The 24,413-nt window shown below is 34.5% G+C and carries 20 protein-coding genes; 15 read left to right on the plus strand and 5 right to left on the minus strand.

Features of this window, described 5'->3' with window-relative positions; translation table 11 throughout:
- Positions 1–143 precede the first annotated feature (143 nt).
- The 3 genes from ACJJVN_RS06900 (at position 144) to yidC (ending at position 6,537) form a co-directional block, all read left to right on the plus strand.
- A complete protein-coding gene (locus tag ACJJVN_RS06900) occupies positions 144–2,873 on the plus strand; it encodes a reprolysin-like metallopeptidase (RefSeq protein ID WP_405377586.1) in 2,730 nt (909 codons plus the stop codon).
- Between the two features lie 148 nt (positions 2,874–3,021).
- Positions 3,022–4,644 (plus strand): CTP synthase, encoded by a 1,623-nt coding sequence (locus tag ACJJVN_RS06905; RefSeq protein WP_405377587.1) that lies wholly within the window; start codon positions 3,022–3,024, stop codon positions 4,642–4,644.
- A gap of 75 nt (positions 4,645–4,719) precedes the next feature.
- Positions 4,720–6,537 carry a membrane protein insertase YidC gene (yidC, locus tag ACJJVN_RS06910; RefSeq protein WP_405377588.1) on the plus strand — a complete coding sequence of 606 codons (1,818 nt, stop codon included), beginning with the start codon at positions 4,720–4,722 and terminating at the stop codon, positions 6,535–6,537.
- A 383-nt stretch (positions 6,538–6,920) separates the two neighbouring features.
- Here the strand turns inward: yidC and uvrA are convergent, their stop codons facing one another.
- A complete protein-coding gene (uvrA, locus tag ACJJVN_RS06915) occupies positions 6,921–9,752 on the minus strand; it encodes an excinuclease ABC subunit UvrA (RefSeq protein ID WP_405377589.1) in 2,832 nt (943 codons plus the stop codon).
- A gap of 296 nt (positions 9,753–10,048) precedes the next feature.
- On the opposite strand from uvrA, the gene ACJJVN_RS06920 reads away from it, so the two are divergent.
- The 4 genes from ACJJVN_RS06920 (at position 10,049) to ACJJVN_RS06935 (ending at position 11,768) form a co-directional block, all read left to right on the plus strand.
- Positions 10,049–10,495 (plus strand): hypothetical protein, encoded by a 447-nt coding sequence (locus ACJJVN_RS06920; protein ID WP_405377590.1) that lies wholly within the window; start codon positions 10,049–10,051, stop codon positions 10,493–10,495.
- Positions 10,495–10,929 (plus strand): hypothetical protein, encoded by a 435-nt coding sequence (locus ACJJVN_RS06925; RefSeq protein ID WP_405377591.1) that lies wholly within the window; start codon positions 10,495–10,497, stop codon positions 10,927–10,929. The genes ACJJVN_RS06920 and ACJJVN_RS06925 overlap by 1 nt, the downstream gene beginning before the upstream one ends.
- Positions 10,929–11,135 carry a helix-turn-helix transcriptional regulator gene (locus tag ACJJVN_RS06930; RefSeq protein ID WP_405377592.1) on the plus strand — a complete coding sequence of 69 codons (207 nt, stop codon included), beginning with the start codon at positions 10,929–10,931 and terminating at the stop codon, positions 11,133–11,135. The genes ACJJVN_RS06925 and ACJJVN_RS06930 overlap by 1 nt, the downstream gene beginning before the upstream one ends.
- 126 nt (positions 11,136–11,261) lie before the next feature.
- A complete protein-coding gene (locus tag ACJJVN_RS06935) occupies positions 11,262–11,768 on the plus strand; it encodes a DoxX family protein (protein WP_405377593.1) in 507 nt (168 codons plus the stop codon).
- Here ACJJVN_RS06935 and ACJJVN_RS06940 read toward each other — a convergent pair.
- Positions 11,743–12,450, minus strand: coding sequence for a hypothetical protein (locus tag ACJJVN_RS06940; protein WP_405377594.1), 708 nt, complete (start codon positions 12,448–12,450; stop codon positions 11,743–11,745). The genes ACJJVN_RS06935 and ACJJVN_RS06940 overlap by 26 nt on opposite strands.
- Positions 12,451–12,514: 64 nt before the next feature.
- Between ACJJVN_RS06940 and ACJJVN_RS06945 the strand changes: the two genes are divergently transcribed.
- Positions 12,515–13,039 (plus strand): hypothetical protein, encoded by a 525-nt coding sequence (locus ACJJVN_RS06945; protein WP_405377595.1) that lies wholly within the window; start codon positions 12,515–12,517, stop codon positions 13,037–13,039.
- Positions 13,040–13,246: 207 nt separating this feature from the next.
- Here ACJJVN_RS06945 and ACJJVN_RS06950 read toward each other — a convergent pair whose 3' ends face one another.
- On the minus strand, positions 13,247–13,786 hold the full coding sequence (locus ACJJVN_RS06950; protein ID WP_104516198.1) for an inorganic diphosphatase: 540 nt from the start codon (positions 13,784–13,786) through the stop codon (positions 13,247–13,249).
- Between the two features lie 199 nt (positions 13,787–13,985).
- Here ACJJVN_RS06950 and ACJJVN_RS06955 point away from each other — a divergent pair, with 199 nt between their 5' ends.
- The 3 genes from ACJJVN_RS06955 to ACJJVN_RS06965 all read left to right on the plus strand — a co-directional run bounded on the left by ACJJVN_RS06955 (position 13,986) and on the right by ACJJVN_RS06965 (position 16,409).
- Complete coding sequence (locus tag ACJJVN_RS06955) at positions 13,986–15,137, plus strand: vWA domain-containing protein (RefSeq protein ID WP_405369199.1); 1,152 nt, start codon at positions 13,986–13,988, stop codon at positions 15,135–15,137.
- Between the two features lie 179 nt (positions 15,138–15,316).
- Positions 15,317–15,907 carry a porin family protein gene (locus ACJJVN_RS06960; protein ID WP_405377596.1) on the plus strand — a complete coding sequence of 197 codons (591 nt, stop codon included), beginning with the start codon at positions 15,317–15,319 and terminating at the stop codon, positions 15,905–15,907.
- 94 nt (positions 15,908–16,001) lie between these two features.
- Positions 16,002–16,409 carry a hypothetical protein gene (locus ACJJVN_RS06965; RefSeq protein WP_104516202.1) on the plus strand — a complete coding sequence of 136 codons (408 nt, stop codon included), beginning with the start codon at positions 16,002–16,004 and terminating at the stop codon, positions 16,407–16,409.
- A 98-nt stretch (positions 16,410–16,507) separates the two neighbouring features.
- Here the strand turns inward: ACJJVN_RS06965 and ACJJVN_RS06970 are convergent, their stop codons facing one another.
- Together ACJJVN_RS06970 and ACJJVN_RS06975 are read right to left on the minus strand one after the other, a co-directional pair.
- Positions 16,508–17,149 (minus strand): hypothetical protein, encoded by a 642-nt coding sequence (locus ACJJVN_RS06970; RefSeq protein ID WP_405377597.1) that lies wholly within the window; start codon positions 17,147–17,149, stop codon positions 16,508–16,510.
- A 4-nt stretch (positions 17,150–17,153) separates the two neighbouring features.
- Positions 17,154–17,648: an RNA polymerase sigma factor gene (locus tag ACJJVN_RS06975; RefSeq protein WP_104516204.1), complete on the minus strand. Its 495-nt coding sequence runs from the start codon at positions 17,646–17,648 to the stop codon at positions 17,154–17,156.
- A gap of 122 nt (positions 17,649–17,770) precedes the next feature.
- On the opposite strand from ACJJVN_RS06975, the gene ACJJVN_RS06980 reads away from it, so the two are divergent.
- From ACJJVN_RS06980 to ACJJVN_RS06995, 4 genes are all read left to right on the plus strand, one after another.
- Entirely contained in the window at positions 17,771–19,066 is a 1,296-nt protein-coding gene (locus ACJJVN_RS06980) for an NAD(P)/FAD-dependent oxidoreductase (RefSeq protein ID WP_405377598.1), read from the plus strand.
- A 161-nt stretch (positions 19,067–19,227) separates the two neighbouring features.
- Positions 19,228–20,628, plus strand: coding sequence for a dihydrolipoyl dehydrogenase (gene lpdA / locus ACJJVN_RS06985; RefSeq protein WP_298955899.1), 1,401 nt, complete (start codon positions 19,228–19,230; stop codon positions 20,626–20,628).
- 127 nt (positions 20,629–20,755) lie between these two features.
- Positions 20,756–23,005 carry a TonB-dependent receptor gene (locus tag ACJJVN_RS06990; protein ID WP_405377599.1) on the plus strand — a complete coding sequence of 750 codons (2,250 nt, stop codon included), beginning with the start codon at positions 20,756–20,758 and terminating at the stop codon, positions 23,003–23,005.
- Positions 23,006–23,094: 89 nt separating this feature from the next.
- Complete coding sequence (locus ACJJVN_RS06995; protein ID WP_405377600.1) at positions 23,095–24,411, plus strand: anthranilate synthase component I family protein; 1,317 nt, start codon at positions 23,095–23,097, stop codon at positions 24,409–24,411.
- Positions 24,412–24,413 lie beyond the last annotated feature (2 nt).

The raw sequence follows: 24,413 nt of genomic DNA on the forward strand, positions 1-24,413 counted from the left end.
TTTAAAAATAGATAATTATTTTTTGTTTAGTTACGCTTTCGCGAAAGCATAATTATAAATATCATTATAAATTAATAGTTAGACTGTTGATAACACAAAATTGTGATCATTTTCCCTTATTATTGTTTTCTAAAATTCAAAGCATGTTTAAAAATTACAAGTTATGGATGACAGCACTTCTATTTATAATTGGTGCAATGTTACCATCAACAGCTCAAAAAAGCAAAAGTACTTGGTCACAAGTAACTGAATCTGATCTCGCATCAGAGGTACAGTGGACTAGAAAAACAGATCCAACAGTAGCTTCTTATTATAGAATTGATCTTTCAGCCCTTAAAGCTCAATTACAAAACGCACCACAAAGAGGTGTAGATTCAAACCTGTCTACGGTAATTATAGAATACCCTACCACTAATGGAATAGAGTTTTTTAGAGTAAAAGAAGCAAGTGTAATGTCTCCTGAGTTACAGGCTGAGTATGCAGATTTTAGATCTTATGTAGGTCAAAGTGTAAAAGATGCAGATAGTCAAGTTAGATTTTCTATTACCTCTCAGGGTTTTCATGGAATGATGTTTTCTCCTAGATTAGGTACTCAATTTGTAGATTCCTATTCTTTTGATAATTCATCTGTTGTAGTTTATAAGAAAAGTGATTTAATTAATCATGGTGATCACTGGGAATGTCATGTTGAGGACACATATGACCTGAATCAAAGATTTATTGGTCCAGAGCATACTTTTGATGTTAAAAATGCAAACGATGGTTTGTTAAGAGATTTTAGATTAGCTATCTCTACCACTGTAGAGTATTCTCAATTTCATTGGCTTAGAGCTGGTGTGGTATCAACCGACCCTATTCTAGCTAAAAGAAATGCTGTTGTAGCGGCTATTATAGTTACTATGACTCGTAATAACTTTATTTATGAGAGAGATTTAAGTGTAACGATGACTCTTGTAGCTAATAATACGGCGTTAATTTCTATAGATTCAGATAATTTCTCAAATAGTTCCCCAGGTGCCATTTTAGGAGAAAATCAAGCTGCTATAGATGCTATTATAGGTTTTGGTAACTATGATATAGGTCATATTTTCTCTACAGGTGGTGGTGGGCTAGCTTCACTAGCGTCTCCATGTACGAATAGAAAAGCGCAAGGTGTAACAGGTAGTGCTGCACCAGTGGGTGATCCTTTTGATATTGATTTTGTAGCTCATGAATTAGGTCATCAAATGGGTGCTCCACATTCATTTAACGGTGATGCAGCAAATTGTGCTGGAGGAAATAGATCTGCAAATAATGCTTTTGAACCAGGTAGTGGATCAACAATAATGGCATATGCTGGTATTTGTACACCACAAAATGTTCAAAATAATAGTGACGCATATTTTCATCAAGGTAGTTTGAATAGTATTTTTAATAATATATCGTCTGGTTTAGGTACTTGTGCTCAGACAACTTTAACAGGTAATTCAGCTCCTGTTGCTATAGCAGACAGTGATTATGTGATTCCTAGAAGTACTCCATATAAATTAGTTGGTAATTCTACTGATGCAGACGGTACTTCTACACATACTTATACATGGGAACAAAATGATTTAAGTACTATTACTGGTTTACCTCAAGAAACAAATGCAACAGGCCCTATGGTGAGATCATTTGAAGGTACTTCTGATAAAGTAAGATATATCCCTAGATTAGAAGAGTTGCTAGTTAATGGAGGAGGTTCTACAGTATGGGAGAAACTATCCTCTGTTAGTCGCGTGCAAACATTTGATTTAACGGTTAGAGATAATGATACTCGAGGTGGTCAGACAAATAGTGATGAAATGATAGTGCAAGTAGATGCAAATGCAGGACCTTTCCGTGTTACATCTCAAAATTTAGGAGGCATTGTTTGGTTACCTAATACAGTTGAAAATATTACATGGGATGTAGCTGGTACAGATGCAAATACTATCAATACTGCAAATGTTAACATACTTCTTTCTACTGATGGAGGTTTAAATTTTGATACCGTACTAGCAGCAAATGTGCCTAATACAGGTTCTTATGCGTTAACTGTTCCTTCAGGAATTGTGTCTCCAAGTTGTAGAATAATGATAGAGGGCGCTGGTAATATTTTCTTTGCTTTAAATACTAGAGAGTTTAATATAAATGCAGATGTTCAAATTACTTGTACAACTTACCAATCAGGAAGTTTGAATTCTGCAATTCCAGATAATAATAGAGTAGGTGTATTGTCTACTTTAAATGTTCCTCTTACAGATAATATAGAAAGTATAAAGTTAGGTGTTGATATTTCACATACTTACATACAAGATTTGATTTTTTCAATTACAGACCCTTCAGGTCGTAATCAAGCTGTTGCATGGAATAGAGAGTGTGCAAATCAAAATGATGTAGCTGCTACATTTGAAGATGGTGGAGCGACTATACTTTGTAGACAGCCTACTGTAGGTAATTTTGCTCCTTCTGAATCTTTTTCAGTGTTTAATGGAGTTGCAGCAAATGGAGATTGGACATTGCGTGTATCTGATAACGGAGATGCAGATTTAGGTACATTGAACAGTTGGTCACTAGAAGTATGTGTGCAAAACATTACTCCATTGAGTAATGAGTCATTTGAATTAGATAATTTGTCTATATACCCTAACCCTAATAATGGTAACTTTAATGTATTGTTTGATAACGCATCAAGTAATAATGTAGGTATTACCGTATTTGATTTAAGTGGTAGATCTGTATTTAAAAGATCTTATGAGACTTCAAATAGTTTCAATCAAAATATTAATTTAGGTGCTGTATCTGCTGGTATGTATTTAGTAAACATAGTAGACGGAAATCGTACAGTTACTCAAAAGATAGTAGTAGATTAATCTCTATTAATTTTATATAATAAAAAGCCAGCAAGTAATTGCTGGCTTTTGTTGTTTTAAGCTTTTCTATTTAAGATTAAAAGTTCTCGTTTCTCTTCTTCAAAATACCTACTTTTGCAGCTGTTTTTAAAACTCTTAAAACATAACTATGGCACACGCAAAGTATATATTTGTAACAGGTGGAGTAACCTCTTCTTTAGGAAAGGGAATAATCGCAGCTTCATTAGCAAAATTACTGCAAGCTAGAGGTTTAAGGGTTACTATACAGAAGTTAGATCCGTATATAAATGTGGATCCAGGGACACTTAATCCCTACGAGCATGGAGAATGCTACGTAACAGAAGATGGTGCAGAAACAGATTTAGACCTAGGTCACTACGAGCGTTTTCTTAACGTTAATACTTCTCAGGCTAATAATGTTACCACGGGAAGAATTTATCAAAGTGTTATTCAGAAAGAAAGACGAGGTGAGTTTTTAGGTAAAACGGTGCAAGTTATACCTCATATTACAGACGAGATTAAACAACGTATACAGATTCTTGGTAAATCTGGTGATTATGATGTTGTTATCACAGAGATAGGTGGTACCGTAGGAGATATAGAATCATTACCTTATATAGAAAGTGTAAGACAGTTACAGTGGGAGCTAGGAGAACGCAATTCTCTAGTGATACACTTAACTTTAATACCATATTTAAGTGCTGCAGGTGAGTTAAAAACTAAACCTACTCAACATAGTGTTAAGACTCTTATGGAGAGTGGTGTACAAGCAGATATTCTTGTATGTCGTACAGAGCATGAATTATCTGACGAGATACGTACCAAGCTTGCACGTTTCTGTAATGTAAAGCAAGAAGCAGTAATCCAGTCTATCGATGTAGAAACCATTTATGACGTTCCTAATAAAATGTTATTAGAAGGACTAGATCGTGTTGTAATTAAAAATCTAGATATAGATACAAAAGATCAGCCAGATTTAAGAAGCTGGAATGAATTTGTACAAAGACATAAAAATCCTAAAAGTACCGTTACCATAGGACTGATAGGTAAATATGTAGAGTTACAAGATTCTTATAAATCTATTTTAGAAGCATTTATACACGCCGGTGCTGCAAACGAGATTAAAGTAAAAATAGAATCTATACATAGTGAATATCTAGAAGTAGATAACGTAGAGAAAAAACTATCTCATCTAGACGCCGTACTAGTTGCTCCTGGTTTTGGAGAGCGCGGTATAGAAGGTAAGATAGAGGCAGTACGCTATGCAAGAGAGAATAAATTACCATTTTTTGGAATTTGTTTAGGAATGCAAATGGCAGTTATTGAATATTCTCGTAACGTTTTAGGAATTAAAGACTCTAACTCTATAGAGATGGATGAGAAAACTGCAAATCCAGTTATTTCACTCATGGAAGATCAAAAGAATATTATGAACATGGGTGGTACCATGCGTCTAGGAGCTTGGGATTGTGAGCTAATAGGTGGTGAAATAAAAAATATTTACGGTTCTAAAATGATAAGCGAGCGTCATAGACACCGTTATGAATATAATAATGATTATAGAGAGCAATTAGAAAACGCTGGACTTAAGACCACAGGAGTAAATCCTAAATCTAACCTGGTAGAAACGGTAGAGGTAGAAGATCATCCTTGGTTTATAGGGGTTCAATACCATCCAGAATATAAAAGTACCGTTGCTGCACCACACCCATTATTTACATCTTTTGTAAAGGCAGCAGGAGATTTTAAATTAAAGAAAAATAAGATATAAGTTTCGCTTTCGCGAAAGCGAGAACAATATCCATTTTAAATACCAAGTAAATTAATCGCCCCAACGGGCAAAAGTATGGAAGAGAAAAAGACGGACTGGAAAAGTATGCTAGGATTAGCCCTAATTTTTGGGATAGTTGTATTTATGCTTTTCAGAAACCAAGAAGACCAGCAAGAAACAGAAGATAGATCACAAACGAGTGAAGTTGTTTCAAATTCAAACCAGCCAGTTACATTAAATGATACAGCGCTAACACCAGGAGGTTCTAAAGGTGAAGTGCTAGAGTTTAATAACAATTTAGTTGATTTTAAAATCAATACTAAAGGAGCTTTAATTGATGAAGCATTATTAAAAAGTTTCAAAACTTATGACTCTTTACCGGTATACCTGGTTAAAGGTGGTGATCATAATTTTGATTTAGAATTCATGACTAAAGATGGACGTAAAGTGCATACTAAGGACATGGTTTTTACACCTAAAACTTCACAAAATGGAGCAAATAAGGTTTTAAGTCTTACAGCTAGTCCAGCAAGTGGTGCATCTATAGAATTTAGATATGAGTTACAGCCAGACGATTATATGATGGATTTCAACATCCGTTCTCAAGGTCTAGCGCAAGTAGCAAATACATCTGAAGAAGTTGCCCTTAATTGGGAATTACAAGCATATCGTCGTTCAAAAAGTATATCTACAGAGAGTCGTTATACAGAGATTAAGTTTGAATACGATGGAGGTAGTGATGACTACACAGGTCAAGGCGAAAACGCTGAGGAAGATGCTGAAGATATTACTTATATCGCTTACAAAGAGCATTTCTTCTCTTCTATACTTTTAACAGACACACCTTTCAAAAGTGGTTTATTAAAGTCTTATAACAATACAAGTGAAGATGACGAGCAAAATGTGCTAACTAAGAAATTTACTTCTAAAGTACAGTTAGATTATGCCGGTGGTGAACTAGCTTATAATATGGACTGGTATTTTGGCCCTACAGATTTTGAAATCTTAGATGGATATGATCGCAATCTTGACGAAGTAGTAGATCTAGGATGGGGAATTTTTGGTTTTATTAATGAATGGGCGATAAGACCGTTATTTACATTCTTAAGTAGTTCTGATGGATTAGGTATTCCTTATGGACTTGCTATTATACTACTTACTATTTGTGTAAGACTGGTATTATCTCCAGTATTATATAAGAGTTATTTAACTCAGGCAAAGATGAAAATTCTACGTCCAGAATTAAATAGAATTGCAGAAAAGTACAAGGATAATGCAATGAAAAAGCAGCAGGAAACCATGAAGGTTCAAAGTGAGGCAGGTGCCAGCCCATTGAGTGGTTGTTTACCAGCATTGTTACAAATGCCTGTGTTCTTTGCACTCTTTAAGTTTTTCCCTACAGCATTTGAATTAAGACAGAAAAGTTTCCTTTGGGCAGATGATTTATCTAGTTATGATGTTATCTATCAATTCCCAGAAGGTTTTAAAATTCCATTCTACGGTGATCACGTGAGTCTATTTCCTATTCTAGCTTCTATATCCATCTTTTTCTATATGAAGATGACTACTGGGCAAAATATGCAAGCGGCACAACAGCCTGGTATGCCTAACATGAAGTTTATCATGTATCTATCTCCATTGTTCATGCTGGTATTCTTTAATAAATATGCAAGTGGACTTTCATTGTACTACTTTATCTCTAACTTAATTACCATCGGTATTATGTTAGTGATTAAGCATGTAATTATTGATAAGGATAAGGTTCTTGCTAAAATTGAAAAAGCAAAAGCTAAGCCTAAGAAAAAGAAAGGTCGTTTTGCAAGTAAGATGTCAGAGATTATGGAGCAAGCACAAGCACAACAAGAAGAACAACAAAAGAATAAGAAGAAGTAAGCTTCTTTAAATAGTTTTTAAAATCCTCAATCTTTTGATTGGGGATTTTTTGATTTAATATATTTTGAAAAAAGAAGTAACTCTTGGTTTGTAATCTAGCAATGTATCAACCACTCCTGATTGCATCGCCGCTAAAGTTTAGAAACTAATCTGTCCTCGCTTTTCTAAGGCGAGGAGTTTGAAATAAAACAAAACTCCTTTCCTCAGACGAGGAAAAGTGAGCAGTTGCGAGCTTTGGTCGGAAAGGTTAAAAGATGCTTGGTTCTATCTCTACATCTACAACCTAACAAAAACTTCCCGATCAAATTTAGACGATGCCAATTCAAATACTTGGTATGTCCATTATGAATAGTATTGTAAAATATGAAGATTAAACTGCTTGCTTAATTCAGCTCCTTCTTCAAAAACCTAGCGGTATGACTCGTCTTATGTTTGGCAACTTGTTCAGGTGTTCCTTTTGTGACTATATTACCACCACCACGGCCTCCTTCTGGACCTACATCTATAAGATAGTCACATATTTTGATAACGTCCATGTTGTGTTCTATAACTAGAACGGTATTACCTTTATCAACCAGTTTATTAAGAACATCCATAAGAACAGCAACATCTTCAAAATGAAGCCCTGTAGTAGGTTCATCTAGTATGTAAAACGTGTTACCAGTATCTCTTTTAGAGAGTTCGCTAGCTAGTTTAATACGTTGCGCTTCACCACCGGATAGAGTAGTAGACTGTTGTCCTAAAGTAATGTAACCTAGTCCTACATCTTTTATAGTTTTTAATTTGCGGTATATTTTAGGGATAGGCTCAAAGAAGTCTGTCGCTTCTGTAATGGTCATATTAAGAACATCACTTATAGATTTCCCTTTATACCGTATTTCTAGAGTTTCTCTATTAAAACGTTTTCCTTGACAGGTTTCACAGGTCACATATACATCTGGAAGAAAGTTCATTTCTATAACTCTTAAGCCACCACCTTTACAAGTTTCACAACGTCCACCAGTTACATTAAAACTAAAACGACCGGGCTTATAACCACGTATTAATGCCTCAGGTGTTTTGGCAAATAAAGATCTTATTTCGTCAAATGTTTTAGTGTAAGTAGCAGGATTAGATCGTGGTGTTCTACCTATAGGGCTTTGATTAATATCAATCACTTTATCACAATTATCTAGTCCCTTGATGCTTTTATAAGGCATCGGTACTTTAACTCCATTAAAGAAATGCGCATTCATAATAGGATAAAGCGTCTCATTTATAAGAGTAGATTTACCACTTCCTGAAACACCAGTTACACCTATCATCTGGCCTAGAGGTAGGTCTATAGAAACATCTTTTAGGTTATTTCCAGTACAACCTTTAAGCGATATTTTTTTACCATTTCCTTTACGACGTTTTTTAGGTACGGCTATTTCTCTTTTACGGTTGAGATATTGAGCTGTTAACGTGTCGTGTTTTAAAATCTCCTGCGGTGAGCCTTCACTAATGATTTCACCACCATATTTTCCTGCTCGAGGACCTATATCTATGACATGATCTGCTCGCTCGATCATATCCTTATCATGTTCTACCACGATTACAGAATTTCCGGTATCTCGCAGGGCAACTAGAGAATTAATAAGTTTTTCATTATCGCGCTGGTGCAATCCTATACTCGGCTCATCTAGAATGTATAAAACTCCTACTAACTGAGAACCTATTTGAGTGGCCAGGCGTATACGTTGTGCTTCACCACCAGAAAGTGTTTTGGCACTTCTGTTTAGTGATAAATAATCGAGACCTACATCTAGTAAAAACTGTAATCGTTCTCTTATTTCTTTAAGTAGTTCAGTAGCTATTTGTTGTTGCTTTCGCGAAAGCGTGCCATTTAAAGATTCAAACCATTCTACCAGCTGGACGATATCCATTTGAGCCAGTTGAGCAATATTCTTCTCGTTAACACGGAAATAAAGACTTTCTTTACGCAATCTCGATCCTTCACAATTAGGGCAGGTCACGTTATCCATGAATTCTTTTGCCCAACGTTGTAAACTAGTACTGTCGTTATTGTTATAGGTTTGCTCTATGAAGTTTGCAAGCCCTTCAAAATCTATTTTATAACTGCGTTTAACACCTAAGTTCTTGCTATCTACCTCTAGACTTTCTTTGCCACCGTAAAGAATCATTTCTATGGCTGCTGCAGGTATTTTATCTAGCGGATCTGTTAGTTTAAAATCAAACTTTTGGGCAATTAATTCTAGCTGTTTATAAATCCAGTTCTTTTTATTGTCAGGATATGGGGCAAGACCACCTTTAGTAATAGAAAGACTGCGGTCTGGTATGATTTTGTTTTCATTTACCTGATAGAGTGTACCTATACCATTACATTTAGGACAGGCACCTTTAGGACTGTTAAAAGAAAAGTTATTAGGTTCTGGCTCAGGATATGAGATTCCAGTCTCTGGGCACATTAATGTACGAGAGAAAAAACGACCTTCTTTTTCACCATGTGGTACAATCATCGTGATATCGTTACCATGGTACATCGCAGTTTTAATAGACTCGTCTAGCCTTTTAATATCTTCTTCAGTGTCGCCTACTTGTAATCTATCGATTACTATTTCAATGTCGTGGACCTTATAACGGTCCAGTTTCATACCTTTAGTAATATCTACTATGACATTATCACATCGTACTTTTACAAACCCTTGTTTTGCTATTTGTTCAAAGAGTTCTCTATAGTGACCTTTTCTACCTCTTATGGCAGGTGCAAGTATGTTAATGCGCTGGCCTTTATATTCTTCTATAATAAGATCGCGTATTTGCTCATCGCTATAACTTACCATTTTCTTACCTGTGTTGTAAGAATAGGCGTCGCTAGCACGAGCATATAGTAATCTTAAAAAATCATAGATCTCTGTAATAGTACCGACTGTACTTCGTGGACTTTTACTCGTTGTCTTTTGTTCTATGGCTATAACAGGAGAGAGTCCATCTATTTTATCTACATCGGGACGTTCTAGACCGCCTAGAAACTGTCTCGCATATGCGCTGAAGGTTTCTATGTAACGTCGTTGACCTTCGGCATAGATAGTGTCAAAAGCTAGCGATGATTTACCAGAACCAGAGAGACCAGTTATAACCACAAGTTTCTCTCTAGGAATATTTACATCGATGTCCTTTAAATTATGAACACGAGCTCCTTTTACTTCAATAATTTCGTCAGTGTACGCCATAGTATATTGCAATCTTGCGAAGTTAATTCTAATGAACTAGAAATAGAATTAAAGCTTACTTAAAATGCTGTGGAGAGTTGGGTTTTTATACTTCTCTAATTTAAGACTATTTATTTATTCATATCCATTTGAATAGAGACACTTGACCTTTATTCAATTCCGATAAGTTTAGTTTTAGAGTAGGTTGCGTGTTTTTTATGTTATGAAATCATTCTTATAAAAATAATGTAGATAAAATAAGTGTATTTTACTAAATGTAAAGTATATTTGTCATTATAATAAAAATACTTTACGTTATGAAGAATTCTGTTTTGAATAAATTTTGTGAATTTGAAAAGAAAGGCGGCGTATTTCCTTTGCTGCCTACTTCTTTTAAATGGATAGGAGTAGGTATTTCAATTAGCGCGATCATTGGTATGTTGATAGTCTATTATCAAGGCGATGAGTTGAGGTTATTTTATAAAGACCTGTGTATGCATCTTGTTCTAATTGGCTTGTTCATTTTAGCACTGTCTCGAGATAAACATGAAGATGAGCGTACAAATCAGTTACGTTATAGAGCATTTGCATTTGCCTTTGTGTTGGGTACGGGAATGTTATTGATACTGCCTTTTATTAATATTATACTAAACAGTTTTTATAAGGATATTCTAGAATGGGAATATCAAAGTTTCTTTTTTATCATGTCGTCCTATTTATTTTATTATTTGATGTATTTCAACATTTTTAAAAAGCAATTGTAATGAACGATAAACAGTTAGATAAAGTAAGAAAAGGAGATTTTTTATTATTACCGCATTACATGAAATGGGTAGCAGTATTTCCTGTTTTATGTGGAATAGTATTACTCTTTTTCAAAGAATACCAACACTTTCTAAATGAAGAAGTTGCAACCGGAATGGCTGGCCATTTAATTCTTTTAGGTTTTCTATTCATTATAATTAGTAGAGATAAATTTCCAGATGAGCGATTGCTTAATTTACGTCACAAAGCAATGGCTTATGCTTTTATGTATGGTATGATTCTAGTTATTGTCACACCATTTTTAAACTTTTTGTTAAGTAGTTTATTTCGTTCTGGATCTCAGCTAGATTTTATGGATTATGGTATGCTTTCTATTTTTCTTTTCCAGATCATGTATTTGATAAATTATTGGCGTTTTAAACAAGAATTATAATGAAAAACACCATCCATGTGCAGCGCGCCATCCATAAAATGACCCAAGCAGATCTTTCTGAAGCAATAGGAGTTTCTAGACAGACTATAAATTCTATAGAAAAAAATCGATACGTGCCATCTACTGTATTAGCATTAAAAATTGCGAGAACGTTTAAGGTTTCTGTAGAAGAGTTATTTGAGCTAGAAGATATTGATGATCGATGAGAGGTAGTAGTGTTGTAGTTTTGATCAGCTATTTAGGAAATTGGTCGAAATAGACATTTTCTTAACTATAAATTAACTCTAGATTTTTATTTTCGCTTGTAATTCTTTGTTTAATAAGGGTTTATCATGACGCAATTTTATTCTTCTCAAAATAATTGGAAAACAATTACTTACTTAATTGTAAGGGTTGGTTTAGGCTTTTATTTACTCATTCATGCTTTAGTTAACTTGGTTAATTATGATGAATTTATACAGCTAGCAGTTCAATATGTGCCACAAGGAAGTGAGTTAGGTTTCTTAGCAAATTTTACACCTATAGTACCTCTCTTAGAGTTCTTTATAGCCTTAATGATTCTTACAGGCTTGTACGCTAGAAAGAGTTTAATAGGGGCTATTGTTCTAGGAGTTTTTTTTACAGCTCTTTTTCATTATACCGGTGATATACAGACAGCATTAACCCATAGTTATACTCTTATTCTTAAAGTAGGTTTGTTTTATTCTTTATACTACAATAAATTCTCTGCAGATTATTATAACCTATGGACCACCCACCAGGCTATAGAGCTAGAGATGAAAGAAAAAGAAGAACAAGATCATAAAAAGAAGGTTATGGATTCACTTTTAGGTCTGTAACAGGTATTGTAATTCCTAAAATACTACGTTTTTGTGCTAGAGGAAAATCACCAGCTGTCATTTCCCAATCACTCCATTTTGCTTCTAGACCATCTAGAGGCAGGATGCTTACCCACATTTTAAACGATGTAGGGCGATAGTTTTCATCTACTTCCCATAAATAAGCATCTCCAGGAGTAGTACCTCCCGAATTGTATGTTACTAATAGTTTTTCCTTACCATCTTCAGTTATAAGCTGTCTGGTTGTACCTATATCTAAAATTTTATGTGGTGCCACTACCCAAAAACTATCATTATTAAAGTTTTTTGCTGCATATGCTATAGCATTATCTTTTTCTTGTCCTTCAATACGTTTACCGTCTTTAAATGCAAAACTAATTTTAGGATATTGCGTTTGATATGAAACTCTATAATCATCCCAGTAAACATCTACTAGATTTTGCTGTACTTTCCATTCATATCTATTCACACCTCTAAAAGTCCAGTGAATTTCACGAGCTTCTGTAAACTGTTTATGGTCTATGGCATCAAGAATTTTAAAAGCTAGATCATCAGCCGGTTTGCCTGATGTTCCTTGAGGTACATCTTCATTATAAATAAGTTTGAGTGTTATAACGGCAATAAGTACGATTGCTAGAATAGCTAAAATACTTTTTAATAAAAAACGAAATATCTTTTTCAAATCGGGATTAATTTATCAATTTAGGGCAAAGATAAACTTAGAAAAACTTAGATAAATATATTATATGAAATTATTAGGAATAGGATCAAGAATCAATCATGCCGAGTATGGCTTTGGAGTAGTGACTAACGTTACTGCGACTATGTATTGGGTAACCTTTCAGAAAGATGGATTAGAAACCATACCTCTAGATACAGATTTTGAGGTGATAGAAGCTTGTGAGGACGACGTTGATACCGTAAGTTTCTATGATGTTGAGAAGTCACTACGTGAAATCCTAGAAAGATTCAGCGATGTGAGTCAGGTAGTAGCACTAGCTGATAAATATAAAAATGGTACTATGATTCTAAGACCTGCAGATTCTAATCTCGCAGACAAAGAAATACCTATCAATACCTTTTGGCACAAGATAGTTATGTTGCGCGACCGTTTAAGAGTTATGGAGCAAAAGATAAATAGTTCTAAAGACCTGGACGACCAGCTTAAGATAGATTTACAGCAATACATTACTCGTATTTATGGTAGTCTTACTACTTTTAACGTGCTATTTGCTAACAAAGACCAGCAGTTTAAAGGTAGCGGTAAGTAATATCCCAGAAATTTGCGTTAGCAAATTATCAGATATTTGCCAGTAGTTTTACTAAAATTATTTAAATAGTCTCTGTCTCTAATAATAGTTAGGAATTTCAGTTCTACACTGCGATTAGAGATGTTAATTCAAAATTCTCTAAACTAAAAATCCTCAATGAAAACAAAGTTTTCATTGAGGATTTTTTTAAATTCAATTAGTTACTAATTACTTAGTACCGAATTTTTTCTTGTAATCTTCAATAGACTGGTTTACTATTTCTAGTGCCTTTTCACGGCCTTGAAATTCGTCTACGCTTACTTCTTTATTTTCTAATTTCTTATAGTCTTGGAAGAAATTGCGCATTTCTTTTTTCCAAAATTCAGGAAGTTCCTCGATGTCATTAAAGTGAGCAACAGACATATCGTTTGCAGCAACAGCGATAATTTTATCATCCATTTCACCACCGTCTAGCATTTGCATAACACCTATAACTTTACATTCTACAAGACACATAGGTACAATCTCGATTTGAGAAAGAACTAAAATATCTAGTGGGTCGTTATCATCACAATAAGTTTGTGGAATAAAACCGTAGTTAGTAGGATAATACATAGAAGAGTAGATCACACGGTCTAGAATTAACATTCCAGATTCCTTATCTAACTCATATTTTGCTCTTGTATTCTTAGGGATTTCTATAATTCCAGTTACATTTCCTGGTGCATCTGCTCCGTAACTTACGTCGTGCCAAGCGTGTTTAGTCATTTTCTTGTTTTTTGAACGGCTGCAAAAATAGTGTTCGTTACGCTTTCGCGAAAGCGAAAACACATTAACTTATCGTAAAATACGTACTTTTAAGTAAGTAAAGTCTAAAATTGTTCCTCAAATCGTGTATTTAACACAAACCAATGTTAAATACAGATAGATTATTCGGTTTTATCTGTTTGTACTTTACTTTTAAAAAATGGCACAAGAAAGACTAGGTTTTAAATTTGAATTCTATAATGAAAAGGAAAAAGATCCTTTTGATAAGTTATTCGGTATCTTTAAAGAGTTAATAACTCATACATCTGGAGATTTTGATGAGGCGATAGAATGGTTAAGAGAGCTGGATAAAGAATACAAGCTTACCACACCAGAATATACGATTGAAGATTTTATAGAAGATCTTAAAGCACGCGGTTACATCAAAGAAGAATTTGATCCTAACGATGAGAATAGAGAAGGAGAAGAAGGTGATGGTGATAGACCAGGACGTTTTTCTATTACTGCAAAGACAGAACAGTTATTGCGTAAACATGCGCTAGACCAGATCTTTGGTAATATGCGTAAAGGTGCTAGCGGTAACCATAAATCTGGTAAGCTAGGACAAGGCGATGAGCACAGTGGTGATTACCGTCCTTATAGATTTGGTGATGGTCTGGATAGTATATCTATGACAGAGAGTTTGCGCAACGCACAGATCAACCATGGGATGGGTAATTTTAATCTGACAGAAGATGATCTAGTTGTAGAAGACTCGCAGTTTAAAGCACAAATGAGTACGGTGCTTATGATTGATATCTCGCATTCTATGATTCTTTATGGAGAAGATAGAATCACACCTGCAAAAAAGGTAGCCATGGCACTGGCAGAGTTAATAACGACTCGATACCCTAAGGACACGCTCGATATTATTGTTTTTGGTAACGATTCATGGCCTATTAAAATAGCAGATCTTCCTTATCTTAAAGTAGGACCTTATCATACTAATACGGTGGCAGGTTTACAACTAGCCATGGATATTTTAAGAAGAAAACGTAATACGAATAAACAGATCTTTATGATTACAGATGGTAAGCCTAGTTGCTTGCGATTAAAAGATGGTACGTATTATAAAAACTCAAATGGACTAGATGAATACATTGTAGAGAAATGTTATACCATGGCGGCGCAAGCAAGAAGGTTACACATTCCTATTACTACTTTCATGATTGCAAATGATCCTTACTTACAGAGATTTGTAGATCAATTTACAGAGGCTAATCAAGGAAAAGCATTCTTCACAGGATTACAAGGCTTAGGAGAAATGATTTTTACCGATTATGAGGCTAATAGAAAAAAGAGGTTGAAATAATTGTAAGAATTGGCTAGATTTAATTCTTACCGATAGAGTATAGAAAGAAATCTAATTATTATCTCTTTTAAATGTAATTGTTTGCCGATTATGTGATTGAGAATACATCTCTTTTAAGATTGAGCAGATATAAAGAAGCATTTTTATATATTTGAACTAATCATTCCAAAAACTAACAAATGAAATCTATTTATTTTTCTTTAATTGCTTTGTTTCTAGCAACTTTTACAGCAACAGCCCAAGATGTAACCTATGGTGTTATAGGTGGTGTTAACTTTTCAAAAATAGACAACCTAGGCGGTAGTGGTTTTGAAGATAGTAGAACCGGTTTTCATGTAGGTGGAGTAGTAGAGCTACCATTTGCAGATAAATGGTCTTATGAAGGTAGTTTACTTTATTCTGTAGAAGGTGAAGAATTTCCAAACAGCTTAGGTACGGATACAGATGTAAAATTACAATACATCAATGTGCCATTACAGTTCAAATATTATGCATTTAATAACTTTAGTGTTCACTTTGGTCCACAGATAGGTTTCCTTCTTAAAGGAGAGGCTACTTTAGATGACGGTGATGCAGTAGAATTAGAAGATACAGTTAATACTAACTTTGCTGGTACAGCAGGTTTCGGTTATGACTTAAAAGAATACAACCTTTACTTTAAAGGTACTTTTACTTACGGATTTTCTGATATATTTGATAATGAGTCAGACGGTAGTGATAGAAGTCAGTTACCAGGAACTGTTCATTTATCTGTAGGATATAAATTCTAGAATATTTGATTAACATATTAGAGTAAAAAAAATGCGGCCATAGGCCGCATTTTTTTGCTTTATCGTAAATTGTAGCAATTAATTAAACCACATCATGAAGAAATTTTTATTACTATTAATAGCCATTCCATTTTTATCCCTAACCACTATCAATGATAGAGATCAGTTTATAGGTAAGTGGATAGATGAAAAAGAAAAGGGTTTTATAGAATTTGATAAAGAGGGTTATGTGATGCTAGGTAGTCTCGATGATCCTTATGGAGGTAAAGATTTTGTAATAAATGGAAAAAGAGTAAGCATGACTTACCAGATTTTTGAAGAGACCACTCCTATACAATTAGACATTATATTAACTGAATTTGAATCAGGAAAACAAAAAAAGATGCTCTGTATTGCTCAATTTATTAGTGATGATAAGATGAGACTACAAATGGATGTGACTGGTAATAGACCAACAGAGTTCAATGAAGAAAAACAAGTTTACTTTAATAGAGAATTGTAAATAGTGTAGGTAGCTAGAAAGGTTATTAAAACAATAAAGCTCGTTTATCTAAGTAATAGATAAACGAGCTTTATTGTTTTTCAGAACTTAATGATGGGTTATACCTCCATACGTTTCAACTCATTATAATTGCGTTTTAACTTACGTAATAATATTCCATAAATTAATTGATAAATAAGATACATAATGACACACATTACTAAAAACATAACAAATGTTAGACCTAAGAAAGTGGCATAAAAGGCAGTTTCATGACCTATGAAATTAGGCGAATTTAATACTTCAGACATCCTAGGGTCGTTAGGTATAATAAGCACCGCGCCTATCATTCCTACTACCATCATATAAACCAGGTTGTACCATATGTACCACTTCATAGTGCGCCTGGTCTTGAGTATTCTATTCATTAAACTTCTAGTAGGCTGCGATGTAGAGATGTTTTTATAATTTTTATAAAATAGAAATATAAAAAATACAATCACTACATAGTGGACTATCATAGAACCATAGTAAAACGGTTTTCCTATTAATTCTACAGTATTGTTCTCTTCATTTCCAAAATGGGAGAATAGGCCTAAGACTATAAATAGCGCAAACTCAATTATAGCGATAATAAACAACCATTTTACAATACTGCTTGATTTTCTAGCTAATAAACCACCTAATTGTTCTTTAGAAAATTGAGGGGCATTACCGGTTTGCGACTGCCAGTTTTGTTTAAGTATATCTAGTTGATCCATGATTTTATGGATTTATAATGTTAGTTAATTTCGTTTTAATCCTGTTCATCTTCACCCTTGCATTTACTTCAGAGATTCCCATTGTTTCGGCTATTTCTCTGTAATTTTTATCTTCTAGATATAGAAAAACCAGTGCTTTTTCTATATCATTTAATTGTTTTACCGCGCCGTACAGTAAAGTAAGTTGCTCCATTTGCTCATCATCTTCTGGTCTGTCAGCGATTTTAAATTGGACAGAATCATAATCCTGTGTCTTCACCCTACGTGTAGACTTGCGATATAATGTAATTGCCGTGTTCAACGCAACTCTATACATCCAGGTGCTGAATTTAGCATCACCTCTAAATTTAGGATAAGCACGCCACAGTTGTATGGTCACTTCCTGAAACAGGTCATTGTGAGCATCTTGATCATTAGTATACAGCCTACATATTTTGTGGACTATATTCTGATTCTCTTCTAGCTGTTTAACAAATTCTTCTTCGAGTTTTTTACTCACTTTTAATTGGCTTGGTTACTTAGTAAGTCCTTTCTTTTTTCAAAACGTTACAATTATAGAAAAGAATGTTAATCAAAGGATAAATAACTCTTTCTAAATTATCTTTGTTAAAACTTCATAAGATGAATATTCCACAGTCAGATTTACCACGAGTAATTGTTGTGGGCGGTGGTTTTGGTGGTGTTACGCTTTCGCGAAAGCTAACCAAACAAAATTTTCAAGTCGTACTTATAGACCGTCATAATTATCACAATTTTCAACCATTAATGTATCAGGTGGCCACTAGTGGTTTAGAACCTGATTCTATAGCATTCCCATTGCGAGGGCTGGTGGAGGATAGGAAGAATTTCTTATTTAGATTAGGTGAAGTAAATTCCATAGATCCTGATAAGAAAATAGTATGCAGTTCTATAGGTGATGTAAGTTATGATTACCTGGTAATTGCAACTGGAACAAAAACAAATTTCTTTGGTAATAAAGATCTAGAAGAAGCTTCTTTACAAATGAAGAGTGTGCCACAAGCGCTCAACATAAGAAGTTATATGCTGCAAAATCTAGAAAAAGCAACATTAACTAATGATGTAGAAGAGCAAAAGAAATTAATGCGCATCGTGCTTTCTGGTGCAGGACCTACTGGTGTAGAACTAGCTGGTGCTTTTGCAGAATTTAAGAAAGGAGTACTCAAGAATGATTATCCAGACCTCAATCCAGAGTTAATGGAAATTCATTTGTTAGATGGCTCAGATCGTGTACTCGCTAGTATGAGTGAAAAAGCCTCACAAAAAGCAGAGAAATACTTAAGGAAATTAGGAGTGCAAATTCATCTTAATGTATTGGTTAAGAATTATGAAGAAGAAACCGTTCTTACTAATACAGATCTTCAAATAGTTGCATATACTTTTATATGGAGCGCTGGAGTAATAGGTAATCCTATTAAAGGACTGCGAGAAGAAAGCGTGGATGAGCGTTCACAACGTTTTCTAGTAGATAAAATGAATCGAGTAGAAGGTTATGAAGGTATTTTTGCAATAGGAGATATTGCATTAATGAAAACCGAAGAATTCCCTAAAGGACATCCACAAGTTGCGCAACCAGCAATACAACAAGGTAAATTGCTAGTAAAAAACTTTAAACGCTTAGTAAATAACCAGCCATTAAAGGAGTTTTCTTACCTCGATAAAGGTAGCATGGCAACCATAGGTAGAAATAAAGCCGTGGCAGACGTGAAAAACTTTACCCTAGGCGGTTTTCTTGCATGGATTACTTGGTTAGGAGTTCACTTATACTTCTTAGTAGGTGTAAGAAATAGGTTAGTAGTGTTTCTCAATTGGATTTATAACTATTTCAATTTTGATAGAGCTGCAAGAGTAATAATAAGACCTTACCAAAAGAAAAAAATAAATAGTAAACTGAAGTAATAGTCACTGATAGATGTACATTATCTTTTCATAGTCACTTTGTTGTATTTATATCAACTTTTGAATGATAAAGGTGGTACATTAATACAAAAACACACCTTGTTTAAGCCTTGTTTTTGGTATCTTTGATATACTTTAATGTATAATAAAACCCAACTCTTATGAGTACGTACGATGTAGCAATAATAGGTTCTGGACCTGGTGGCTATGTAGCCGCAATACGCTGTGCACAACTAGGCATGAAAACTGCCATTATAGAAAAGTATAATACCTTAGGTGGTACATGTCTTAATGTAGGTTGTATCCCTTCAAAGGCACTTCTAGATTCTTCTCACCATTATGACGATGCTATGAAGCATTTTTCTGACCATGGTATCGAGATTCCTGGAGATATAAAGATCAACTTTGAGAAGATGATCGCTCGTAAAAAGAAAGTTGTAGACCAGACATGTGATGGTGTACAATTCTTGATGAAGAAAAACGAGATCGATGTGTTTACAGGTATGGGATCTTTTGTAGATGCTACACACATAAAAATAGATGGTGAGACGTCACAGACGATAGAAGCAAAACATACTATTATCGCTACAGGTTCAAAACCTGCGACCTTACCTTTTATCACACTAGATAAAGAAAGAGTAATCACTTCTACAGAAGCGCTAGTTCTTAAAGAAATTCCTAAACACATGATCGTAATAGGTGGTGGTGTTATAGGTCTAGAATTAGGACAAGTTTATAAAAGACTAGGTGCTGAGGTTACTGTTATTGAATATGCAGACCGTATCACACCAGCGATGGATAAGGTGCTTTCTAAAGAATTAATGAAGGTTCTTAAAAAGCAAAAAATTAAATTCAATTTATCTCATGCGGTTAATAAAGTAGAGCGCAATGGCGATACAGTTACTGTAACTGCAAAAAACAAAAAAGGAGAAGAAGTTACCTTTGAAGGTGATTACTGTCTAGTTTCTGTAGGTAGACGTCCTTATACTGATAAATTAAACGCTACTGCTGCAGGAGTTAAAATTAACGAGCGTGGACAGGTAGAAGTAAATGAGCATTTACAGACTAACGTTTCTAACATCTATGCTATAGGTGACGTAGTGCGTGGTACCATGTTAGCTCATAAAGCTGAAGAAGAAGGAACTTTTGTAGCAGAAACTATTGCAGGTCAAAAACCACACATTAACTATAACTTAATTCCTAATGTAGTTTATACATGGCCAGAAGTAGCTAGTGTAGGTAAAACAGAAGAAGAATTAAAAGAAGCTGGTGTAGAATATAAAGCAGGATCATTCCCTATGCGTGCATTAGGTAGATCTCGTGCCTCTGGAGATATCGACGGATTAGTAAAAATTCTTGCAGATAAAACTACAGACGAAGTTCTAGGAGTACACATGATAGGTGCAAGAGCGGCAGATTTAATTGCCGAAGGAGTTACTGCAATGGAATTTAGAGCCAGTGCCGAAGATATAGCTAGAATGTCACATGCACATCCTACTTATTCTGAAGCTGTTAAGGAAGCAGCGCTTGCTGCAACTGACGATAGAGCTCTACACATGTAGATTTAAAAACATTATTTTTATTTAAGCCGGTTCTTTATGAATCGGCTTTTTTCTGATCTATTAACATTTTATTAGCAAACTCTTCAAGATCTAGTTACGTATTTAGTACAACTAACTTAACAGATTTATGAAAATTATTTTTTCTTATTCCGCTTTCACGAAAGCGGTATTATTTATTGCCTTTTTCTTTTCTACACAGTTTATTGCTGCCCATACAATTACTGGTTTTATTAAAGATATTAATGGACAACCATTAAAAGATGTTTATGTTTTAAATGTAAAATCTGGTACACACACACATTCAAATGCCAAAGGCTTTTTTACCATAGACAATGTGGAGCAAGAAGAAGAGCTGAGATTTTCTCATATAGGTTATGAGGCGAGTTCTATCGTGGTAACTAACCATAAAGATATTTTACAAATTACATTGAGTCCATCTTCTTTAAATCTAGATGCGATTACTATAAGTAACGATGTAGAGACACTTAATGTACTAGCAAATGTAGATTTACAAATCAATCCTGTAACGTCTTCTCAAGAAATCCTGAGAACAGTTCCTGGACTATTTATAGGACAACATGCTGGTGGTGGTAAAGCAGAGCAAATTTTTCTAAGAGGTTTTGATATAGATCACGGTACAGATATCGCTATTAATGTAGATGGTATGCCGGTAAATATGGTGTCTCATGCACATGGACAAGGGTATGCAGATCTTCATTTTCTTATACCAGAAACTATCAATAACATTTCTTATGGAGTAGGTAGTTATGATGAGAGTGTAGGTAACTTTGCTACCGCAGGACACGTAGATTTTAAAACTAAAAGTTATCTAGACGAGAGCAAAATAAGTGTAGAGATAGGTGATTTTAACCACCAGCGTTATTTAGGTCTGGTACAATTGGTTGATAATGCTCATACGACAGCTTATGTTGCTACCGAGTATTTAACCTTTGATGGACCGTATGATAGCCCACAAAATTTTGATAGAATTAATCTGTTTGGAAAGTTACACCATACTACAGATTCAGGAAATAGACTAAGTTTAAGTTTATCTCATTTTGATAGTGAGTGGGACGCGAGTGGACAGATACCACAACGTGCTGTAGATAGTGGTTTAATAGACCGTTTTGGTTCTATAGACGACACAGAAGGTGGTTCTACATCTAGAACTAACGTGGTACTTAATTATGACATGGACATAAGTGATAAAGAACAGTTAGAAACTACCATGTTTTATTCTCATTATGATTTTCTATTGTATTCAAATTTTACATTCTTTTTAGAAGACCCTATAAATGGAGATCAGATACAGCAGCAAGAATCTCGTGACTTAGCTGGTTTTAATACTAAATATTCTTATGAAACTCAACTAGGTGCAAATGACCTAAGTCTTATAGCAGGTTTTGGTTTAAGAAATGATAGAACTGATGCATCAGGATTATCAAGAACTTTAAATAGAAGAACAACGCTTGAAAATATACAATTAGGTGATATCAATGAAACCAATTCTTCACTCTTTGTGGGTGCAGAATTATCGGTAAATAAATTGTTAATAGATGCAGGATTAAGATTAGAGCGATTCAAATTTGTTTATAAAGATGCATTAACTGAAACTTTTGATACACAGTCACAAACTGCTACAGCATTATTGCCTAAATTGAATTTTAATTATGAGGTAAGTGATAATGTAAAAGTTTACTTGCACAATGGGGTAGGAATGCACAGTAATGATACTAGAGTAGTATTAGAAAATGGAGCAGATGATATTCTACCTAAATCATATGGATCTGATCTAGGTACTGTATGGAAAGCTAGTGATAACCTAGTTGTTAATGGAGCGTTATGGTACTTGTTTTTAGAACAAGAATTTGTCTATGTAGGTGATGCAGGTATCGTGGAGCCTAGTGGTGAGACAGAGCGTTATGGTTTTGACCTAGGTGTAAAATACCAGCTTACAGACTTCTTGTTTTTAGATACTAATCTTAATTATGCACACGCTAGGGCGATTAATGAGCCAGACGGCGCAGATTATATACCGCTAGCACCAGAGTTTACATCTACAGGTGGTATCAGTCTTAAAGATTATAAAAGATTTAATGCTGGATTGCGTTATCGTTATATAGGTGATAGAGCAGCAAATGAAGATAACAGCATCGTTGCAGAGGGCTATTTTGTAGCAGACTTTAATGTCAACTATGATCTTACTGATAACCTAAGACTAGGTATGGCTGTACAGAATCTATTTGATGTAGAGTGGAATGAAACACAGTTTGCAACAGAATCTAGACTTGCTAGCGAGGCACAATCTGTAGAAGAGATTCATTTCACACCAGGAACACCTTTCTTTTTAAGGGGTAGTATACAATATCGTTTCTAAGAATATCTAAAATATTTCAAATTAAGTAAAAGCTATTTCTGTAAGAAATAGCTTTTTGCTTTCTCTACAACTCTTACCTTTGTTAGATCATGAAACAAAGAGAACTCCATCGTTTTGCCTTAGAAGATGCTGCTATTTTTAAAAAGAAATTGCTGTCGTTTTTTAAATCAGAAAAACACCTCGTTTATCTAGAAAGCAATCAGGGTAATCTTAAACATGATACTTATGCAACGCTTATAGGTGTAGGTGCTATAGATAGTATAACTTGTAAAACAGGAAAGGCATTTGAACAGTTAGCTGCTTTTAAGAGAGAATATAAAGACTGGATGTTCGGTTTTCTAGGTTATGACCTTAAAAATGAATTAGAAGATCTGAAAACAGAAAAACAAGACCTTCTAGAGTTTCCAGATTTAAGCTTTTTTGTACCAGAATTAGTATTTGAGATTTCTCCAAATGAGCTAAAATTACATTCTTTTATTACCTCACAACCTGCGGCGCAAAAACTAATCTCAAAGATAGAAACTCATTTACTTACATCGTTTAAAAAAGTAATAAGACCAGTGCCTTTAAAAGCTAGAGATACTAAAGAAGATTATTTAAATAAAGCGCATACTTTTTTAGATCACATACGTAGAGGTGATATTTATGAAGCAAATTTTTGCACTCAGTTTTATGCACAAGAGGTAGAGCTAGATACTCAAAAAGCATTTCATGAATTAAATCAAATAAGCGAGCCACCATTTGCTGTTTATGCTAGATTTAATGAGCACTATGCGATATGTGCCAGCCCAGAACGTTATTTAAAGAAAACAGATAGGCAGTTGGTTTCTCAACCCATTAAAGGGACCGCAAGAAGGTCTGCTCATCTTGTTGAAGATGAAAAGCTAAAGGAATTGCTTTTTCACGATCCTAAAGAACGATCAGAAAATGTAATGATCGTAGATCTAGTACGTAATGATCTTTCTAAAACTGCTGTAAAAGGCAGTGTTCAAGTAGAAGAGCTTTTTGGAATGTACGCCTTTAAGCAAGTACATCAAATGATAAGTACAGTAGTGTCGCAACTAGATAGTAAATATGATTCTATAGACGCTATAACCAGCACATTTCCCATGGGTAGTATGACCGGAGCGCCTAAAATAAGTGCCATGGAAATCATTGAACAAAATGAATCTTTTAAACGAGGACTGTACAGTGGCGCAATAGGCTACTTTACACCTCAAGACGATTTTGATTTTAACGTGGTTATACGTACTATTTTATATAATGAAAAATCCAAATCATTATCCTTTTCTGTAGGCAGCGCCATAACAGCAGCTGCAGTACCAGAAAAAGAATATGAAGAATGTTTTTTAAAAGCCAAAGCATTAATAGAAGTACTAGCGCTACAAGGCGTGTACTTTGATTAAAT

The sequence above is a fragment of the Nonlabens sp. Asnod3-A02 genome (genome assembly GCF_045063755.1).
Taxonomy (GTDB): domain Bacteria; phylum Bacteroidota; class Bacteroidia; order Flavobacteriales; family Flavobacteriaceae; genus Nonlabens; species Nonlabens xylanidelens.